At 70.2% G+C, this 18,665-nt stretch carries 15 protein-coding genes; 8 read left to right on the plus strand and 7 right to left on the minus strand.

Annotated features, from left to right (window positions below):
• Window positions 1-32: 32 nt before the first annotated feature.
• The gene (locus AB0I82_RS05870; protein WP_363256095.1) at window positions 33-1,001 is read left to right on the plus strand and encodes an EamA family transporter; all 969 of its coding nucleotides are present in this window, start codon (window positions 33-35) and stop codon (window positions 999-1,001) included.
• Here the strand turns inward: AB0I82_RS05870 and AB0I82_RS05875 are convergent.
• From AB0I82_RS05875 to AB0I82_RS05890, 4 genes are all read right to left on the minus strand, one after another.
• Window positions 904-2,655, minus strand: coding sequence for a VanW family protein (locus AB0I82_RS05875; protein WP_363255820.1), 1,752 nt, complete (start codon window positions 2,653-2,655; stop codon window positions 904-906). The genes AB0I82_RS05870 and AB0I82_RS05875 overlap by 98 nt on opposite strands.
• Before the next feature lie 140 nt (window positions 2,656-2,795).
• Window positions 2,796-4,031 (minus strand): MFS transporter, encoded by a 1,236-nt coding sequence (locus tag AB0I82_RS05880; protein WP_363255821.1) that lies wholly within the window; start codon window positions 4,029-4,031, stop codon window positions 2,796-2,798.
• Window positions 4,032-4,170: 139 nt separating this feature from the next.
• Window positions 4,171-4,767 (minus strand): TetR/AcrR family transcriptional regulator, encoded by a 597-nt coding sequence (locus tag AB0I82_RS05885; RefSeq protein WP_363255822.1) that lies wholly within the window; start codon window positions 4,765-4,767, stop codon window positions 4,171-4,173.
• A gap of 53 nt (window positions 4,768-4,820) precedes the next feature.
• Window positions 4,821-6,113, minus strand: coding sequence for a DUF1479 domain-containing protein (locus tag AB0I82_RS05890; protein WP_363255823.1), 1,293 nt, complete (start codon window positions 6,111-6,113; stop codon window positions 4,821-4,823).
• A 147-nt stretch (window positions 6,114-6,260) separates the two neighbouring features.
• Here AB0I82_RS05890 and AB0I82_RS05895 point away from each other — a divergent pair, with 147 nt between their 5' ends.
• Complete coding sequence (locus AB0I82_RS05895; protein ID WP_363255824.1) at window positions 6,261-7,130, plus strand: Cof-type HAD-IIB family hydrolase; 870 nt, start codon at window positions 6,261-6,263, stop codon at window positions 7,128-7,130.
• Window positions 7,131-7,145: 15 nt separating this feature from the next.
• Here AB0I82_RS05895 and AB0I82_RS05900 read toward each other — a convergent pair whose 3' ends face one another.
• Entirely contained in the window at window positions 7,146-8,564 is a 1,419-nt protein-coding gene (locus AB0I82_RS05900; protein WP_363255825.1) for a hypothetical protein, read from the minus strand.
• A 212-nt stretch (window positions 8,565-8,776) separates the two neighbouring features.
• Window positions 8,777-9,109, minus strand: a complete 333-nt coding sequence (locus AB0I82_RS05905; protein WP_363255826.1) for a metalloregulator ArsR/SmtB family transcription factor — start codon at window positions 9,107-9,109, stop codon at window positions 8,777-8,779.
• A 127-nt stretch (window positions 9,110-9,236) separates the two neighbouring features.
• Here AB0I82_RS05905 and AB0I82_RS05910 point away from each other — a divergent pair, with 127 nt between their 5' ends.
• The 6 genes from AB0I82_RS05910 (at window position 9,237) to AB0I82_RS05935 (ending at window position 17,038) form a co-directional block, all read left to right on the plus strand.
• Window positions 9,237-10,610 (plus strand): NAD(P)-binding domain-containing protein, encoded by a 1,374-nt coding sequence (locus AB0I82_RS05910; protein WP_363255827.1) that lies wholly within the window; start codon window positions 9,237-9,239, stop codon window positions 10,608-10,610.
• 5 nt (window positions 10,611-10,615) lie between these two features.
• Complete coding sequence (locus tag AB0I82_RS05915) at window positions 10,616-11,836, plus strand: MFS transporter (RefSeq protein ID WP_363255828.1); 1,221 nt, start codon at window positions 10,616-10,618, stop codon at window positions 11,834-11,836.
• Window positions 11,837-12,151: 315 nt separating this feature from the next.
• Window positions 12,152-12,853 (plus strand): hypothetical protein, encoded by a 702-nt coding sequence (locus tag AB0I82_RS05920; protein WP_363255829.1) that lies wholly within the window; start codon window positions 12,152-12,154, stop codon window positions 12,851-12,853.
• 245 nt (window positions 12,854-13,098) lie between these two features.
• Window positions 13,099-13,884 carry an ABC transporter ATP-binding protein gene (locus AB0I82_RS05925; RefSeq protein WP_363255830.1) on the plus strand — a complete coding sequence of 262 codons (786 nt, stop codon included), beginning with the start codon at window positions 13,099-13,101 and terminating at the stop codon, window positions 13,882-13,884.
• Between the two features lie 104 nt (window positions 13,885-13,988).
• Window positions 13,989-14,978, plus strand: a complete 990-nt coding sequence (locus AB0I82_RS05930) for an iron-siderophore ABC transporter substrate-binding protein (RefSeq protein WP_363255831.1) — start codon at window positions 13,989-13,991, stop codon at window positions 14,976-14,978.
• A complete protein-coding gene (locus AB0I82_RS05935) occupies window positions 14,978-17,038 on the plus strand; it encodes an iron ABC transporter permease (protein ID WP_363255832.1) in 2,061 nt (686 codons plus the stop codon). Before AB0I82_RS05930 ends, AB0I82_RS05935 begins: the two co-directional genes overlap by 1 nt.
• On the opposite strand, the gene AB0I82_RS05940 is transcribed toward AB0I82_RS05935, so the two are convergent.
• Window positions 16,999-18,528 (minus strand): MFS transporter, encoded by a 1,530-nt coding sequence (locus AB0I82_RS05940; protein ID WP_363255833.1) that lies wholly within the window; start codon window positions 18,526-18,528, stop codon window positions 16,999-17,001. The two genes, AB0I82_RS05935 and AB0I82_RS05940, sit on opposite strands and share 40 nt — an antisense overlap.
• Window positions 18,529-18,665 lie beyond the last annotated feature (137 nt).

Raw genomic sequence — 18,665 nt, forward strand, 5'->3', positions numbered from 1 at the left:
GCTCGGTGGGTGCCACGTCCGGCTCGGTGGGCATGGGGTCGTTGTGCGTGCTGGTGGCGTCGGTGCTGTGGGGCACGACAGGCACCGCCGCGACCTTCGCCCCAGGAGTGGGACCGCTCGCGATCGGGGCCGTCGCCATGGGAGTGGGCGGGCTGCTTCAGGCCCTGATATCCGCGCCCCGCATCGCCCGGGAAGCACCGGGACTGCGGACACAGCGCGGCGTAGTGCTGGTCGGCGCGGTGTCGGTGGCGGTCTACCCGCTGGCGTTCTACAGCTCGATGCACCTGGCCGGGGTCGCCGCGGGGACGGTGGTGTCGATCGGCTCGGCCCCGCTCGCCTCGGCCCTGGTCGAGCGCGTTGTGGACGGGCGCCGCCTCACGCGCCGCTGGATGGCCGGCGCAGCGCTGGGGCTGTCCGGAACGGTACTGCTGTGCGTGGCCGAAGCGGCCAACGCGCACTCCGGACCCGGCACCCGGTCCGCGGGGGCGACCGTGCTCGGCGTCGGGCTCGGCCTGGTCGCCGGTGTCACCTACGCCCTGTACTCCTGGGCCGCCCACCGCCTGATCAGCCGTGGCGTCACCGCCGGCGCGGCCATGGGAACCGTCTTCGGGATCGGCGGGCTGCTCCTCATCCCCGTGTTGTTGGCCACCGGAGGCCCGCTCCTCCAGTCCTGGTCCAACACGGCCGTCGGCGCGTACATGGCGCTGGTGCCCATGTTCCTCGGCTATGTGCTGTTCGGCTGGGGCCTCGCGCACGTACCCGCGAGCACCGCGACCACGCTCTCGCTCCTGGAGCCCGCCGTCGCCGCGGTGCTGGCGGTGTTCGTGGTCGGCGAGCGTCTGCCCGTACTCGGCTGGGCCGGTATCGCGCTGGTCATCGGCTGCCTCGCCGTACTCACCACGTTCAGTCGCAGGTCACCCGGTCACGCGGGATGTAGTGGGTACGGAACGGCTCGCGCTTCACTTCCTCGCCGCGCTGGTAGAAGACCCGCTGCACGGTGACGTCGAAGCCTTCGAGCGGGGTCTGCGGCTCGCAGTTCTTCTCGGCGCCCGGCCGCTCCCCCGGCTTCTCCACATTGGTGCGCGGCCCCTTGACCGCCTTCACGTCGTCGTACTTCTTGGTGCCGAGCAAGGTGACGGTCACCGAGGTATCGGTGGCCTTCGCCTGCATGTAGACGGCCTTGCCGGAGTCGTTGTTGAACTTGAGGTCCAGGCTCCCCCAGGCGACCGTCGCCTCGCGGCCCTCGGGGTAGCGCTCGATGTAGAAGGAGTGGGCGCCGTGCTCCACGGGCTTCAGCCCGGCGAAGAACATCGCGTTGTAGACGGTGGTGGCCACGGAGGAGACACCGCCGCCTGCCGCCTTGGTGTACTGACCGTCGAGGATCATGGTGCCGTCGGTGAAGCCATTGGCCTTGGTGCGCTCGCCGACGGTCTTGTTGAGGCTCCAGGTTTCGCCCGGCTGCACGAGGGAGCCGTTGATGAGTTCCGCGGCCCGTCCGATGTTCTTCGTACGGTAAGGGGCCTGCTCGAAGTTGACGGTGAAGGAGGACATCTTCTCCTTCAGTCCCAGCTGTGCGGCGTTCTCGCGGGTCACCTTCGGCTGGGTCTTCTCCGTCGGCACCTCGCCGGTACGGGCGGCCGCGCCCGACCGGGTGAGCAGCGGCATTACGGCCTTGCTCAGCGCCTTGTCCGTGAATTCCTGGCCGGTCTTGGCGTCGGCACCCACCACGACCTGGTCTCCGTCGAGATTCAGCTCGGCGTCCTGGGCCGGGCCGGCGATCTTGGACAGGGGACGGGCCACTGCGGGATCGGCGCGCAGCCCCTTGGCGTCGAGCTTCGGGGTCAGCTTGCCGGCGTCGTCCGGCCGCATCTTCAGGTGCGCGCCCAGGGTGGCCTGGCTGATCGTGAGCCGCTTGTCACCCAGGGTGAGTGTGACCGGCGCCGACATGGCCGGGCGCGCGAACTCGCGCACCGCCCGCCGCGTCTCCGCGGCGGTGACCTTCGGCTTGGTTTCGTGGGTGGGGAGGGTGGTGGCGGAGGCGGCCGCGCTGCCTGCGTTGGTGGCCTTGCCGCCGGTCGCCCCGCCGTCGGCCGTCTCGCCGCTGGTGAAGGCAGTACGCAGGGTGCCGACCGCCGCGTCCACGTCCAGGGCGTACCCATTGCGCGGCGCGACCTCCCTGACCTCGCCGTCGTCGAAGGTCACAGCGCCGTCGCGACCCTTCTGATCATGGGTCTCCGCCAGCTCCTGCAGGGCGGCACGGGTCTTGCCCTCGTCCGTACGGACCACCGGCTCGACGTCATCGCCCGAGCGGAAGAGCCCGCCGATCACAGTGATCGGATCGGCACCGGTGTGCGCCGCCCGGTCGACGGTCTTCGGTACGTCGACGGAGAGCCCGGCCTGCTGGGGATCCACCGTGCCGACGCGGTCGCCGACCTTCACGACCAGGTCCTTCGAGCCGGCCGCCGACAGGCTCGTTTCCAGCTTCCGAGTGGCCTCCGCCCGGCTCAGACCCCCGATGTCCACGCCGTGCACGGACGTACCCGCGCCGATGTCACCGGCCGCGACCAGCCCGGCGACATACAGACCGCCGACACCGAGGGTCAGCGCACCGCCTGCCAGGACGACGGGCGGAACGGAGCGTACGCGGCGAGGCATGGAACTCCCTGGGAGACGGGTATGAGGGCGCACCCGATGACACAACGGCGTGTGCATGGGGAGCACCCCACACTCCCATAACGGGCAATGCGTTCATATGGCCCAGCTCACGCCAGCCGTACGGCCGCGCACTACTGCCCTTAGCCCCGTCCCGCCTCTGCCGGCGCCGGACTGTCGGTGCCCGTTTCGGGGGAGGCGGAGGGCTCGGTGGCTGCCGGGGTCGGGATGTTGCGCCCTCGCCGACGCCGACCCAGCTCCGGCAGCAGGCTCAGCAGGCCAAGGACCGCCAGCGCGGCGCCGAGCCACAGCGGGGAGCGCAGGCCGGAGGTGTCCACGAAGATGCCGCCGACGGACGAGCCGATGATGACGCCGAGGGTGATGAAGGAGGAGTGAACGGTGTTGACGAGTGGCCCGGGGTTGCCGGCGCGCTGGACGCGGGTCGCCATGGCCGGGTTCATCGTCACACCGACCAGGCCGATGCCCATCATGAGAGCGACGGCAGCGGCGCTCACGTCGGCGAGGAGCGCGAAGCCGGTAAGAAACACAACGTTGAGGGCGAGTCCGACCACCTGCACCCCGACGGTCCGCCGGTCGGCGAGGCGCCCGACGACGGTATTGCCGATGACGGTGGCGGCGCCGTAGGCGATGAGCAGGACGGGAACGGTCCGTTCGCTGAAGCCGCTGACCTCGGTGAGGATGGGGTTGAAGTAGCTGAAGGCGGAGAAGGTGGCTCCGATAATGAACGTGCTCGTGGAGAGCACCAGCCACAGACGCGGCTTCCTGAAGACCTGAACCTCTGCACGGAAGGTGCCTCCGGAGCTGCCGGGGCGGTCGAGCCTGGGAACACCGAGGAGCGTGGCCACGGCCGCAAGGACGGTAAGCACCGAGATGGCCCAGAAGGCGGCCCGCCAGCCCAGGTTGCTGCCGAGGAAGGTGGCCATGGGCAAGCCGAGCAGAGTGCCGAGCATGAGGCCGTTCATGGCCACGCCGATGGCGCGGCCGCGGACTTCCTCACGGGTGACCGAGGAGCACACCGAGATCGCGACGCCGAAGAACGCCTGTGATGCGATGCCGGTGACGATGCGGGCGGCCAGCATGACGCCGTAACTGTCAGCGGTCGCGGCGAGGGCGTTGCCGACGAGGAAGACGGCGAAGAGGACGAGCAGCGCCGGCTTGGGGCGCAGCTTCATCAAGGCGATCGTGAGGAAGGGGCCGCCGACCGCCATGGCGACGGCGAAGGCGGTGATCAGATAGCCGATCTGCGGGATGGTCGCGCCCAGCCCCTCCGCCATTTGCGGCATGAGGCCCGCGACGACGAACTCACTGGTCACCATGGCGAAGATGCCGAGGGCCAGTACATAGACAGCGCGTGGCATACGCGTACGGGGCATACGTGTGCGTGGCATACGTGGATCACGTCCTTACGTTGTGTCGGGTCGCCCCGACGAGCGTTGATTTTGTATCGATCAGTTCAAAACTTGGCCATGCCTGAGCGACGTGGGCCGGCGGGGCAGGTCAGGGGGTAAGGGCGCTCAGGACGGTGTCCGCGATGGCTTCCAGCGCGGAGCGATCGAGCCCACTCTGGGCCGAGACGCGCATACCGGCGATCGTCGCGTTGATGAACAGGGCGAACTCGCGGGCGGTGCGCACCCGGGAGATCTCCCCGGCCTGCTGGCCGGAGGTGATGACATCCTGGAGCCCTCCGAGCCGCCGCTCCAGGTCACGCTGCAGCAATCCGGCGGCCTCCGCATCACGCCGCGAAAGCTCCACGCTGCTGTTGACTCCCAGACAGCCGATGCCCAACCGCTCGTGACGGTTGGCCTCTTCGGTGTCGATGACCGAAGAGAACAGGTTGCGTAGACGGGCAAGGGGAGGCTGGGACGCGTCCTCCAGAATTGCGGTCTGATTGGCCGTCATGGTGTCGAGATAGTGCGCCAGCGCACGGACGAACAGGGCGTGCTTGCTGGTGAAGGTGTTGTAGATGCTGCTCCGACCCAGGCCGGTCGCCTCGCAGAGGTCCTGAGTCGAAGCAGCCTCGTACCCCTTCTCCCAGAACAGCCGCATGGCGCCCGTCAAGGCGCGCTCTTCATCGAAGGTTCTCGGCCGTGCCATGCAGGCAGCGTAGCAGGTATTGGACTGAGCGATCCAATACAGGCGGTAACGAGCTAATCGAGCCCCAGTCCGCGGCGGCCCGTGTCGTTGAGCTGGTCCTGGGTGAAGCGGTCGGTCCAGATGCGCTCGTAGTGTTCGGCCGGGAAGTCGCTCGGGCTGGAGCCGGTGGCGAAGGCCTCGCGGACCTCGGCGGCGTAGCGCTCGTTGCGGGGGCACCAGGGGGCGGCGGGGATGTACATGACGTTGCCCCAGCCCTGCTGGTTCTCGACCGGCGCGACGGAGTGGATCATGTCGCAGTGCCACCACACCGAGTCACCGGCGCGCACGTCCGAGATGGGAGTGAGGGCGGAGTACAGCAGCGGGTGCCAGCGCTTGGTGACGGGGAAGACCTGGTTGACGGTCGCGCCGCACATCGAGTCCTCGGGCACGTCCGGCAGCAGCGGGCGCAGCAGCAAGTACGCCATGATCTCGGGGATCGGGACGGTGTGCAGCACGCCCTGGTCGTTGTCCATGTCGGAGAGCGCGGTCCAACCCTGGAAGGTGCGGAACGCCGAGCACATCGTGGAGCCGGGGTACTGCGGGCCGGTGGTGCGGTGGGCGGCGTCCCAGGGGTCGTACGCCTCGACGGTGCCGTCGAAGAGGTGACGGAACGCCTTCTGGTACTCCTCGGTCATCCACAGGTCGAGGGTGCCCGGGTCGCAGTGAGTGCCCAGGCCCGAGGAGTCGGCACCCGGCGGGCGGCGGCGGATGCGGTCCGGGTACAACGCATCGCGGTTCGGATCGAACCACTGGGTGCCGTCCTCGGAGGTGTGCTTCCAGAAGGAGTTGAGGAAGGACTGCACGGCGGCCATGCGATCGGACTGCCGGGCCTGCATCTGGGCCTGCGACCAGTAGATCGGGTAGATCTCGGGCTTGGAGCCGACGCTGCCGAAGAAGTTGTCGCCGGGGCCGCGGTAGGTCTCGAAGAACTCGTTGCGTTCGACGTAGTCGACGATGTCAGCATCCCAGGCCAGGGCCTGCTCGCGCGGGAAGTGGCCACGCACGATCAGGCAGCCGCGGCGCTTGAGCTTGGCCAGCTGCTCCGGGGTGACGGTGCCGTTCGCGATGTCGGCGTACTCCAGGACCGGCCAGACCTCCGCACCGCGCTCCCGGTCGGCCTCGGTCTCGGCGATCCGGGCCTTGATCCGCTCCTCGACGGCCGCGAAGACCTCCGCGACCGTACGGCCGGACGCCTCGATCCGGGCGCGCAGCGCGGGCTTGATCTCGCGGATGGCGGCACGCAGGTCCGCCGGGGTCTCCTCCCAGTGCGGCAGGGCCGGTGACTGCGGCTGTGTCGTGGATGCCATGGGTCTTCCACCTCTCCCGACCATCTTTGGTCAGGGCTCCTTACTAATGTCTTGCGAGCACGCTACGAGGCGCTTCGGCTTTGGGCAAGGGCCCTGACTAAACTTGGCGGCGCACCCGCGCCCACCCCTCCACCTCCAGGAACAGCAATGCCTCACGCCCCCACTCCCCCGGACATCCGTCTCGTCGTTACGGACATGGACGGCACCCTGCTCGACGGCGACGGCCGGATACCCGGCGGGCTCTGGCCGCGGCTGGAGCGGATGCGGGAGCGCGGCATACGCTTCGCGCCCGCCAGCGGCCGCCAGTACGCCACCTTGGCGCGGCAGTTCGCGCACGCCGCCGAAGCCATGCACGACATGGTCTTCGTCGCGGAGAACGGCGCGTACGTGGTGCGGGACGGGCAGGAACTGAGCTCTTCGACGTTGGATCGCGCCTTCGTCACGGACCTCGTGAAGACCGCGCGCGACCTGGCGGTGGACGGAGTCGAGGCCGGTGTCGTGGTGTGCGGCAAGCGTGCCGCGTACGTGGAGCGCACCGACGCGCAGTTCCTGGCCGAGGCCGGCAAGTACTACGCGAGCCTTCAGCAGGTCGACGATGTGACGCAGGTCGAGGACGAGATCATCAAGATCGCGGTGTACGACTTCGGGCAGGCCGAGCGGACGACCGCCCCGGCGCTGGCGCGGTTCGCCGACACCCACCAGGTGGTCGTCTCGGGGCAGCACTGGGTCGACATCATGAACGCCGACACCAACAAGGGCACCGCTCTGCGCGCCCTGCAGCGCGAGCTCGGCATCACCCCGGCCCAGACGATGGTCTTCGGCGACTACCTCAACGACCTGGAGATGCTGGACGCCGCGGAGTGGTCGTACGCCATGGCCGAGGCACACCCGGAGGTACGCCGACGCGCCCGTTACACCGCCCCGTCCCACCGCGAGCAGGGTGTCCTGCACGTACTCGACTCGGTACTGGGACTCGGGGACGACGCCACCGGCATCACAGAGGTAACGGGGGCCTGAGCGGCCGCGCCCCACCTACCGAAGCACACCCGGTGCGACCACCACCCGGTACCCCGGTTCCAGGCCTGCCCCCGTTAGGGGGATGACGCGCCAGGTGCGGGCGTAGTCGGGTAGGCGGCCGTCGGTGGGGAACAGGACGGCGACCGGGTCGTGGGTGGCGGTGGTGAGGACGTCGGCCGGGGTCATGTTGCCGTTGTTGCCGCCGGTGTCGGCGGAGTGGCAGCCCGCGTAGTACGCGACGGGGATGGCGGCTTCGCCCGTCAGGAGGCAGGGCGGCCGGACGCCGAGGCCATGCAGTCGCTCCGCGATGAGCGCGTACTGGGTGCTGGTGGCCCGGCCGTTTTTCACCGTATGGACGAGGATCACGCCTTGGAGCGCCAGGTGTCCGGCCAGGCCCAGGCCCAGCACGGTGGTCACGATGGGGCGCCGGCCGGGGCCCGCGGCGGCGCTGAGCCAATGGATGCCGGCCGCGGCGGGGAGGGCGATCAGCGCGTAGGCGGGGAGCAGGAAGCGGGCCGCGGCGTAGCCGATGAAGAAGAGGTACGGCACGGCCATGGCGAGCGCGCAGAGGGTGGGCAGCAGGGCGCGGGCGGGGTGGCGGCCCCGTACCGCCGCGAGCACGCCCACTGCGGCCAGTACCGGCGTCAGGACCCACCACAGCCAGACGAGCGGGCCGGGCAACGGCCCCGTGCAGGGGCGGCAGAGGGTCCGGCCGCCCAGCGACCGGATCTGATCGACGACGGCCAGGTGCCAGCCCAACCCGTCCTGGATTTCGCTGGAACGGTCCAGGCGGGCCGCGAGCCCGCCGTAACTGACGTACGCCTCGACGACCCACTCCGCGCTGCCCAGTGCCAGGCCCGCCACGAGCACGCCGAGCAGGGTGCGCCGCCGGCCCCGCCGGGCGAGCGGCGCGACGGCCAGCAGCGGGAGCGCGAGCCAGACCGCGTCCATCGGGCGCAGGAGCGTGACGGCGGCGACGTTGCCGCCGAGGCCGAGCAGGGCGGCGCGGTCGCGCGGGTCCCTGGCCGCCCGCAGGAAGCAGCCGGCGGCGGCCAGCGCGGCCAGCGCGACCCAGAGGTTCGGCATGGCCTGCGGACCATAGAAGAGCGTCACCCACAGGCCGCCGAAGAGCAGCCCGGCGAGGGCCAGTACGCCGGGCGGCTGCAGCCGCCGCCATACGCGCAGGGCCAGATAGAGGGCGAGGCCGGAGGCGAGCGCCAGATAGATGCGCAGCACGGTCGTCGAGTCGGTCCAGGCCACCGGGGCGACCAGCAGGGTGACCCCGCGGGCTCGTGGCGCGCTGAAGAACGCGGTCGGGACGTGCGGGTTGACCTGGCTCACGTAGACGGTCTCGTCCCAACCCAGACCCGACCCCGGAACCACGAGCAGCAACTGCACGAGAACGAAGGCCGCGGCGACCACGGCGACCGCCATGCGGTCTCGCGAGGGCGACCACGCGGTCCGGCCTTTTGTGCCGTGCGTCGCGCTGGACGCACCACCCGCCCGGAGGGCCGCCGGAAGCAGCGCCACGGGATCACCTCCAGCCCCACACGCCCGCCTCTATGTGCCGATTGTGTCGGCGGATGCGCACTCGCATCCGCCGACACACCCCGCATGGGACGCCTTTACTCCCTACGCGGGGACGCTCAGCCGAACGTTCTGAGCATCTGGCCCATCGCGGCCACCACGGACGGCTCGACGCTGTAGTACACCCACGTGCCGCGCCGCTCCGAGGTGAGCAGGCCCGCTTCCTTGAGCTTCTTGAGGTGGTGGGAGACGGTCGGCTGCGAGACGCCGACGTCGGAGATGTCGCACACGCACGCCTCGCCGCCCTCGTGCGAGGCGACCAGCGAGAAGAGCCGCAGCCGCACCGGGTCACCGAGCGCCTTGAACATCCTCGCGGTCCGCTCGGCCTCCTCGGCGGTCAGCGGCCGCTCGGTCAGCGGCGGGCAGCACGGCAGCACCTTCGTATTCGACATGTACCTATGTTGACACATATCGAACCAGAACGATGAATTCGACGTCTGTCTATGTTGACGCCTATCGATACAGGTGCCATGCTGGCAGTGGGAGAGATTGAAGGGTGTCGAAGCAAAGGGGTTCGCTGTGACTGAGCCGATCATCGAGGCGGCCGCCGCCGACCGGCTGCCTGTCGTGGTCATTGGAGCCGGCCCGATCGGTCTGGCCGCCGCTGCCCACCTCATCGAGCGCGGCTTGGAGCCGCTGGTCCTGGAGGCCGGCGGCAGCGCGGGCAGCGCCGTGCGGGAGTGGTCGCACGTGCGGCTGTTCTCCCCCTGGGTCGAGGTCGTCGACCCCGCCGCCGAGAAGCTGCTCGCCCCGACGGGATGGGTCCGCCCGGACGGCACGACGTACCCCACCGGCGGCGACTGGGTCGAGAAGTACCTCCAGCCGCTCGCCGACGTTCTGGGCGACACCGTCCGCTTCGGTGCGCGCGTCACCGGCGTTTCCCGGGCCGGGCGCGACCGCGTCGTCGATGCGGGACGCGAGGAGCAGCCCTTCACCGTTCACATCGAGGGAGCCGATGGACGGGAAGAGCGGATTCTCGCCCGGGCCGTCGTCGATGCCTCCGGCACCTGGTCCACGCCCAATCCGCTCGGTGGCGACGGACTTCCCGCCCTCGGGGAGAAGGTGGCCGCCGACCGGATCTCGTACCGTGTTCCCGACCTCAAGGACCCGGCCGTACGGGCCCGTTACGCGGGCAAGCGCACCGCCGTCGTCGGTACCGGCGCCTCCGCCTTCACGGCCCTCGCCGCCCTCGCGGACCTCGCCGAGGCCGAGGACGCACCGGGAACCCATGCCACCTGGATCCTGCGCCGGGCCCTCAGCGGCAGTACCTTCGGCGGCGGCGAGGCCGATCAGCTCCCCGCGCGTGGCGCGCTCGGGCTGCGTGCCAAGGCCGCCGTCGAGGCCGGTCACGCCAGCGCCGTTACCGGCTTCCGTACCGCAGCCGTCGAGACCGAAGGCGAGCGGGTTGTTCTGGTCGCCGAGGACGGTCGCCGCCTCGACCCGGTCGACGAGGTCATCGTCCTGACCGGGCTCCGCCCCGACCTCACCTTCCTCGGCGAGCTGCGCCTCGGCCTCGATGAGCGTCTGCAGGCCCCGGTCGAACTGGCCCCGCTGATCGACCCCAACGTGCACTCCTGCGGCACCGTCTACCCGCACGGCGTGAAGGAGCTCTCCCACCCGGAGCAGGGCGTCTACCTTGTCGGTATGAAGAGCTACGGCCGCTCACCGACGTTCCTGGCCATGACCGGGTACGAACAGGTCCGCTCCATCGCCGCCGCCCTCGCCGGGGACCAGGAGGCGGCGGAGCGCGTCGAGTTGACGTTGCCGGAGACCGGCGTCTGCGGTGGCGCGGGCCTCTTCGACGAGCCCGAAAGCGCCGAGGAGAGCGGCGGGGGTTGCTGCGCGGCCCCGACCACGCTCCAGATCGGCATCGGCACCCCCGGCGGCTGCTGACGGCAGTGACCGGCCTCTTCGCCCGCCAGGCCGCGACCGGTACCGACCGCCGGTCGCGGCCCCGGGCCGTACTGCCCGCCCTGTGCGCCACGCAGATCACCAGCTGGGGAATCGTCTACTACGCCTTTCCCGTACTGAACACCCGCATCACCGCCGACACCGGCTGGTCCCCCGCAGCCACGACCGCCGCCTTCTCCGCCGCGCTCCTCGTCTCCGCGCTCGCCGGCATCCCCGTCGGTCGCATACTGGACCGCCGCGGCCCGCGTGCTGTGATGACCACCGGCTCCCTGGTCGGCGTCGCCGCCGTGCTCGGCATCGCGTACGCCCCCAACTTCGCGTCGTTCGCGGCCAGTTGGCTGCTCGCCGGAGTGGCCATGGCCGCCACCTTCTACCAGCCCGCCTTCGCCGCGCTGACCCGTTGGTGGGGAGCGGACCGGGTGCGCGCGCTCACCGCCGTCACACTGGCCGGTGGCCTCGCCTCCACTGCCTTCGCACCGCTGACGGCCGTCCTCGCCGCGCACCTCTCCTGGCGCAGCACGTATGCCGTCCTCGCGGTGATCCTCGCGGTCGTCACCGTCCCCGCGCACGCGCTCGCGCTACGCGCTCCATGGCCGCCCGCCCCTCCCCCACCGGCCCAACAGGCCGCGGACCGTGGGCCGGTGACTCGCAGTCGCCCCTTCCTGCTGCTGGCCACCGCGCTCACCCTCAACGGCTTCGCGATGTACGCGGTGGTGATCACACTCGTCCCGCTGCTGATCGAGCGCGGTGCCTCGCCGACGACAGCGGCTTGGGCACTCGGCCTCGGTGGCGCCGGGCAGACGCTGGGCCGCACCCTGTACGCCGCGCTCGCCCGCCGCACCGGTGTCACGACGCGTACGGCAGCCCTCATCGCCGCCGGCGCGGCCACCACCGCCGCGCTCGCCCTCGCCCCCGGCCCCGTGCCCCTGCTCATCGTCCTCGCCGTCACCGCGGGCATGGTGCGTGGCAACCTCACCCTCCTCCAGGCCACCGCCGTCACCGACCGCTGGGGCGCCACCCACTACGGCCACCGCTCCGCCCTCCTGGCCGCCCCCATCACCATCGCCGGCGCTCTCGCCCCCTTCACCGCAACAGCACTGGCCACCCCGCTCGGCGGCTACCCGAATCTCTTCGGTCTGCTCGCCGCGGCCTCCGCGCTGGCCGCGGTACTCGCCCTGGGCACCCGGCCGGGCGTTACGCGTAAGTGATTCTCAACCGCCCTCCTGTATGAAGGTGGTTGACGCCGAACAGGTCGCAGCTTTACCCGTCCGTGGTCATGGTCGAAGACCCCGCGGCTGTCGGATCCGTTGCGCGCAAACCAGTGACACCCCTTCCACCCAGCCTATAAGGTAAGCCTTGCCTAACTTAACGAAGATTCCGGTCGACGACCAGCCCGTCGCAAGGTCTTGATTCCAGCTGCGCGATCAGCTCCCGCTGACGCGTCCGACCCAGCAGAGACCGCGCGTCGAACGACGCCTCGACGCGGCAACTGTCGGCCACCATCGGGAAAGCGGGGACCCCCCTTGGACGTCAGCGAAACCGGATCGACCCTGCCCGCGCAGACACGGGCGCAGCTGGTCGAGCACCTGAGAGCCGGACATACGCCGGACGAGGCGGCCACCCGGGCCGACATTCCTCTCGACGCACTCCATGCGGCAGCCACCACGGACGGCGACCTCGCCGTCGCCCTCGCGGGACGCGACCCGTTCGCCCCGGGCGAGCAGGTGATCCAACAGCGCGCCGACGTACTGCGCGGCGTAGCAACAGGTATGACGCTCGCCGATGCCGCACGCGTCGCAGGAGTACCCATCTCGTCGGTGGCCGGCTGGCGCGCGCGGGACGAGCAATTCAGGGCCGCACTCGATGCCGTACGAGCCATGGCCGACGACTATGCGATCCGGCCGGGGACCCGGATGACTCCCGCCCGCGTGGAGACGCTGCTCGCGGCGCTGCGTGAGGGAGAGACGATGGCGCGCGCCGCCACCCGGGCGGGCGTCAGCCCGACGACCGTCTACCAGCGCAAGGCGCGGGACGCGGAATTCGCCGAACAGTTCAAGGAGGCGAAGCAGGCGGGACTCAACGCTCGCGCGCGTCGTCGAGGCAAACAGCCATCCCTTCGCACGGCGCACTACAGACTCGTCCGCGTCGTTACGGATGACACGGATGAGAGAGGCGAAAGGGACAAGAGGGACGAGACGGATGGCAAAAATGACCCCGCGCGCTGATCCCAGAGCGCCGCGGTCCTGCGCAGGCCGCCGACGCCACCGCCCCCGTACGCTCAACTGCGCCCGCGCGCGGACGGTTTGGCAGAGCCCGCCAAGGGTACGAAGCCGCGCAGACATCTCGTCCTGATTACGATCCGACCCAATCAGGGGCATCGAGCTTAGGTTTGCCTTACCTAAATGGTTAGAGTGTCGCCGTCGACCCGACCGTTGGGAGGTACTCGGTGTCCATAGGCGACGTTCGCCTGATGGCGGAAGGTCTCGACGTCGGTCATGCGGGCCGCCCCGTACTGCGGCAGGTGGATCTGTCGCTGCGGGCGGGTGCGATCACTGTGCTGGTCGGACCCAATGGCTGCGGCAAGTCCACGCTGCTGCGTACGGCGGCGGGGCTGCTGCAGCCGATCGGCGGCGAAGTACGCATCGACGGCGCAACGCTGTCGTCGTTCGGCCGCCGCGAGCTGTCCCAGAAGTTGGCCTTTCTTCCTCAATCGTCCCTGGCACCAGCGGGGGTGACGGTCCGTGAGCTGGTGCGGCACGGCCGGTACGCCCATCGTGGTGCGCTGGCCCGGCACACCGCCGAGGACACCGAGGCGATCGACTGGGCGCTTACGGTGACCGATGCCGCGCCGCTGGTCGAGCGCCGACTCGACGAGCTGTCGGGCGGTGAGCGCCAGCGGGCCTGGCTGGCCATGGTGCTGGCACAGCGGGCGGGTGTCCTGCTGCTGGACGAGCCCACCACCTATCTCGACATGCGGCACCAGTTCGAAGTGCTCGATGTGGTCCGGCGGCTGGCCCGTGAGCACGACATCGCGTGCGGCGTGGTGCTGCACGATCTGATGCAGGCGGCGGCGTACGGCGACGAGGTCATCGTTGTCGCCGACGGCGGGGTCGCGGCGGCCGGGCCGCCGGAGGACGTGGTGACCCCGGACGTCATCGACAGCGCCTTCGGCCTGCAGGTCAACGTCGTACGCGATCCGGCGACCGGCTATCTCGCCTGTTTCCCCCGGCGGCCCGAGTCCGCCGCCGCGTCCTGAAACACCCGTTCTCGAGCCGCCGCGTTCTGAACATCGAACCCAACCCCCCACTCCTTGGCGCACTCCGCGCATTCGCATCCCCCGGACGAAGGAGAAGTTTCACCATGCAGAGATTGCTGCGCGCCCTTGCAACGGGCGGCACAGCCGTGGCCCTCATGCTGACCGCGGCCTGTGGGTCCGGCACGGTCGGGGAGAGCACGGACAAGGCGGGGGGAGACAAGGCCGAAAGCGGCAAGATCTCGGTCGACACCGCGCGGGGGAAGGTCTCCCTGGACAAGCCGGCGAAGAAGGTCGTCGTACTGGAGTGGACCTACACCGAGGAGCTGGTCGCTCTTGGTGTCACTCCGGTGGGCAACGCCGACAACAAGGGCTACGGCACGTGGATCACCGCCGATGGTGCGGAGCTGCCGAAGAAGGTCACCGACGTCGGCGACCGTAACGAGCCGAGCCTGGAGAAGATCAAGGCTCTGCAGCCGGACCTCATCGTGGTCGACGACGACCGCTCGAAGGCGAACCTCAAGCCGCTGAACGACATTGCCCCGGTGCTGTCGTTCAAGTACACCACCAAGCCGCAGATGCAGACGATGAAGAAGAACTTCACCGAGCTGGCGAAGGCGGTGGGCAAGGAGGACAAGGCCGCCGAGGTCAACAAGCGGATGGATGCCAAGGCGGCCGACCTCAAGGGCCGGCTGGAGAAGGCGGACAAGAGCAATCTGAAGTACGCGCTCGCGCAGGGCTTCACCGCCAATGGCTCCGCCTCGATCCGGATGCTCACCGATGACGCGTTCGCCTGCCAGGTGCTGAACCTGGCCGGTCTGAAGAACGGCTGGAAGGGCAAGTCCGACGCGTGGGGCATGACCACGGTCGGCGTCGAGGGCCTGACCAAGGTCGAGAAGGACTCGAACTTCCTGTACGTGGCTGCCGAGAAGGACAACCCGTTCAAGGATGAACTCGCCGACAACGCGGTGTGGAAGGGTCTGGACTTCGTCAAGAAGGACAAGGCGCTCGCGCTCGACCCCGGCACCTGGCTGTTCGGCGGCCCGCTGTCCGCGGTCCAGGTCCTCGACGAGACCGCCAAGGCCCTGAAGGTCTGATGACCGTCGCTGCTCCTGTGCTCGGGCGCCGCCCACGGGTTCTGCTCGTGGGCGGCGCCCTGCCGCTCGTACTGTGCCTGGTCGGCGTGGTCCACCTCGGGCTCGGCGCGTCCGGGGTAGGCATCGCCGACATCATGAACGTCCTTATGGGACACGGCGATCCCCGTGCCGAGGACGTGCTGCTCGGTGCCCGGTTGCCGCGTACGGTCACCGGGCTGGTCGTCGGGATCGCGCTCGGTGTCTCCGGGGTGCTCGTCCAAGGGGCGACCCGCAATCCCCTCGCGGCTCCCGACACGCTGGGGGTGAACGCCGGTGCCTACTTCGCCGTGGTGCTGGTGGCGTTCACCGGTGTGAGCCTGGGCCCGCTCCCCGCCGGCGGCGCGGCGTTCCTCGGTGGGCTGCTCGCGATCGCCGTGGTCTATCTGCTCAGCAGCCGTGGTGTGCTGACGCCCGGGCGGGTGCTGCTCGCCGGTGCGACGGTCGCCCTGGCCTGCACCTCGGCCGCCGAGTTCCTGCAGATGCTGGACGTGCAGGCGACGCGCGGCCTGTTCTTCTGGGGCAATGGCACCCTGATGCAGTCCGGGCTGGAACGGCCGCTCACCCTCGGCGCCGTCGTCGCCGTGCTCGCCCTGCTCGCGCCGCTGCTGGCGCGTCCGCTGGATCTGCTGGCGCTCGGTGACGAGACGGCCGAATCCATGGGCGTACGGGTCGAGCGCATCCGTCCGGCCGCCTTCCTCGTCGCGGTGCTGCTCTCCGCCGCGGCGGTCTCGCTCGCCGGGCCCATCGGCTTCATCGGGCTGATCGCCCCGGTCATCGTGCGGCAGCTGGGCATCCGCAAGCACGCCCTGCTCATCCCGACGGCGGGCCTGCTGTCCGCCGCGCTGGTGCTCGCGGCGGACGCGGCGGCACAGCTCATTGCGGCGCCGTCCGCCACTCAGCCCGCCGAGATTCCGGTCGGCGTGGTCACCGCGCTGGTCGGCGGGCCGGTGTTCATGGCGCTCGCCCGCCGGGTGAGCACGGGAGACGCCGACACCGGGGCGGCCGTCGTGGTCGCCGGAGAGCGCCGCGCTCCGGTCCACGCCGTCGCGTTCGGCATCGGGCTGCTCGCTCTGGTCGCCGCGATCGCGTTCGGCCTGCGCGTCGGCGACGTGCAGATCGGCTGGGGACAGCTCGGCTCGGCACTGACCGGTTCGGGCGAGCAGATGACCGAGGCGGTGGTGTCCTACCGGCTGCCGCGCATCCTGGTGGCCGCCGTGGCCGGCGCCTGCCTGGCGGTCGCCGGAACCGCGGTGCAGACGGTCGTACGCAACCCCCTGGCCGAACCCGGCCTGGTCGGCGTGACCGGTGGTTCGTCCATCGCCGCCGTACTGGTCATCCTCGTCGTCCCGAGTGCGCCGCTGGCCGCCCTGCCGATCGCCGCGGGCATCGGGGGTGTACTGATGCTCGGCCTGGTGATCCTGATCGCCAGAGGTCCGCGCAACGGAAGCCGCACCGGCCTGGACCCGACCCGGGTGGTGCTGGTCGGCCTCGGCGCCGCGGCCACCGCCATGGCGCTGGTGAACATCATGGTGGTCGGCGCGCAGATGAACATCTCGTCCGCGCTCACCTGGCTGGCCGGCAGCACCTACGCGCGGGGCTATGACGCGCTCGGCTGGCTTGCCGTTCCCATGGTGGTCGCGGTGCTGCTCGTGATCGCGGCGCGCCCGGTGAACATGCTCGCCCTGGGCGACGAGTTGCCGCGCGCCCTCGGCCTGGAACTGGGCCGCGCCCGGCTGCTGGTCCTCGGCGCCGGTGCCGTACTGGCCTCCGGCACGGCCGCGGCGGTCGGCGCCGTGGGCTTCGTCGGGCTCGTCGCACCGCACTTGGCGCGCCGGATCGTCGGCAATGACACCGCGCGGATGGTACCCATGGCCGCGTTGCTCGGTGCCGTTCTGGTCGTGGCCGCGGATGGACTCGGCCGCTGGCTGTTGGCCCCGATCGAGATACCCGTGGGCATCGTCACCGCGCTGATCGGTGCGCCCTACTTGGTGTGGCTGCTGCGCCGTACCCAGGAGGTGTGAGCCCAGGAGGTCGGCGGCGCCGCGGAGCGACCGGCCGCGCCGCTGACCGTGGCCTTGAGGGTGCGTGCGATCAGTACGCCGAGCAGGCAGACGGCGGCGGAGGCCAGGCAGACGGCGGTGAAGCCGCCGGAGAAGGCCGCGTGGGCGAGCGGCCGGAGCGCCGGGGTGACGCTTTCGAACCGTCCGGTCTCGGCAACGGAGCGCAACTGCTGTTCGGATGGGCCGAGTTCGGAGCCGATGCGGGCGGAGAACAGGGCACCGAAGGCCGCGACGCCCGTGGCCGTACCGAGCGGGTAGCAGGCGTTGGTCAGCCCGGAGGCCATGCCGGCACGGTCGGCGGGCACCGCCCCCACCGCCACGCCCATCAGGGGCGGGAAGATGACGGCTCCCCCAACGCCGAGCAGTACCAGTCCGGTTACCGTCGCGACCTGTCCCCCGCCCGCTCCGGCCGCGGCCAGGCCGAGCATGCCCAGTCCCTGCATGGCGAACCCGCCGGCGACCAGTGCGGCGGGCGAGAAGACCCTCTGCAGCCGTGCGGTGAACATGCCTGCGACGAGCAGACTGCCCGTCAGCGGCAGCAGATGGAGCCCGACTTCCATCGCCGAGTACGCGTGCGTGCTCTGCAGCCACAGCGTGACGAATGCGAGTGCGCCCAGACTGGACATCCGGGCGAGAAATCCCAGTACCGCGGCACCGGAGAAGGCGCGGATCCGCAGCAGTCGCATGTCGATCAGCCCGTCGGCACGGCGCTGACTGATCACCAGCGCCACGGCGAGCAGGACGCCCACGACGGCCGAGGCGAGCACCTCGGGTGAAGCCCACCCCGCTTCGGGCCCCGTGACCAGCGGATAGTGCAGCGCCAGCAGCGCGCCGACGGCGAGCACAGCGCCCAACGGATCGATGCGGCGCCGGACTTCGGGGGCCGCCGACTCGGGCATCCTGGCCAGCGCGCCGACCACCACCAGGACCCCGATCGGCACATTGACGAGGAAGATCCACCGCCAGCCGAGAGTCTGGACGAGGACTCCGCCCACCACCGGCCCCAGCGCACCGGCGGCGGAGGCAATGGCGGCGAACGCGGCGATCGCCCGCCGACGCCGGTCGCCTTCGTAAGCGGCGGCGATCAGGGCGAGAGTTGGCGCGAAAACCATGGCGCCGCCCAATCCCTGGGCGGCGCGAGCGGCGATGAGCGTACCGGCGTCCGGCGCAAGACCACATCCGGCCGAAGCGAGCGTGAAGAGCGCCATTCCGGCAACGAACACGGTCCGGCGGCCTATTCGGTCCGAAAGCGCCCCTGCGGTGAGGATCAGCGCCCCGAACGTCAACGAGTACGCCGACACGGTCCATTGCACCCGGTCCAGGCCGGTCTCCAGGTCCCGGACGATGGCGGAGAGGGCGACGTTGACGACGGTCACGTCCAGGGTCATGACCACACCACCGGCGCTGACCAGGGCGAATGTCCATCGGGCGGTGCGGCGGCAGGTAGGCACCGCGGATCACCTCAATTCGGATCCCAAAAAGAAGGTTTGGTTAGGCAAACCTAAGACAAGACTGAGGATGTGTCACCAGGTACCCGAGTGGCCGAAACAGGGGTTGCAGTTTAGGTAAGCCTAACCTAATCTCCCCC

The sequence above is a fragment of the Streptomyces sp. NPDC050315 genome (assembly GCF_040655775.1).
Classification (GTDB): Bacteria; Actinomycetota; Actinomycetes; order Streptomycetales; family Streptomycetaceae; genus Streptomyces.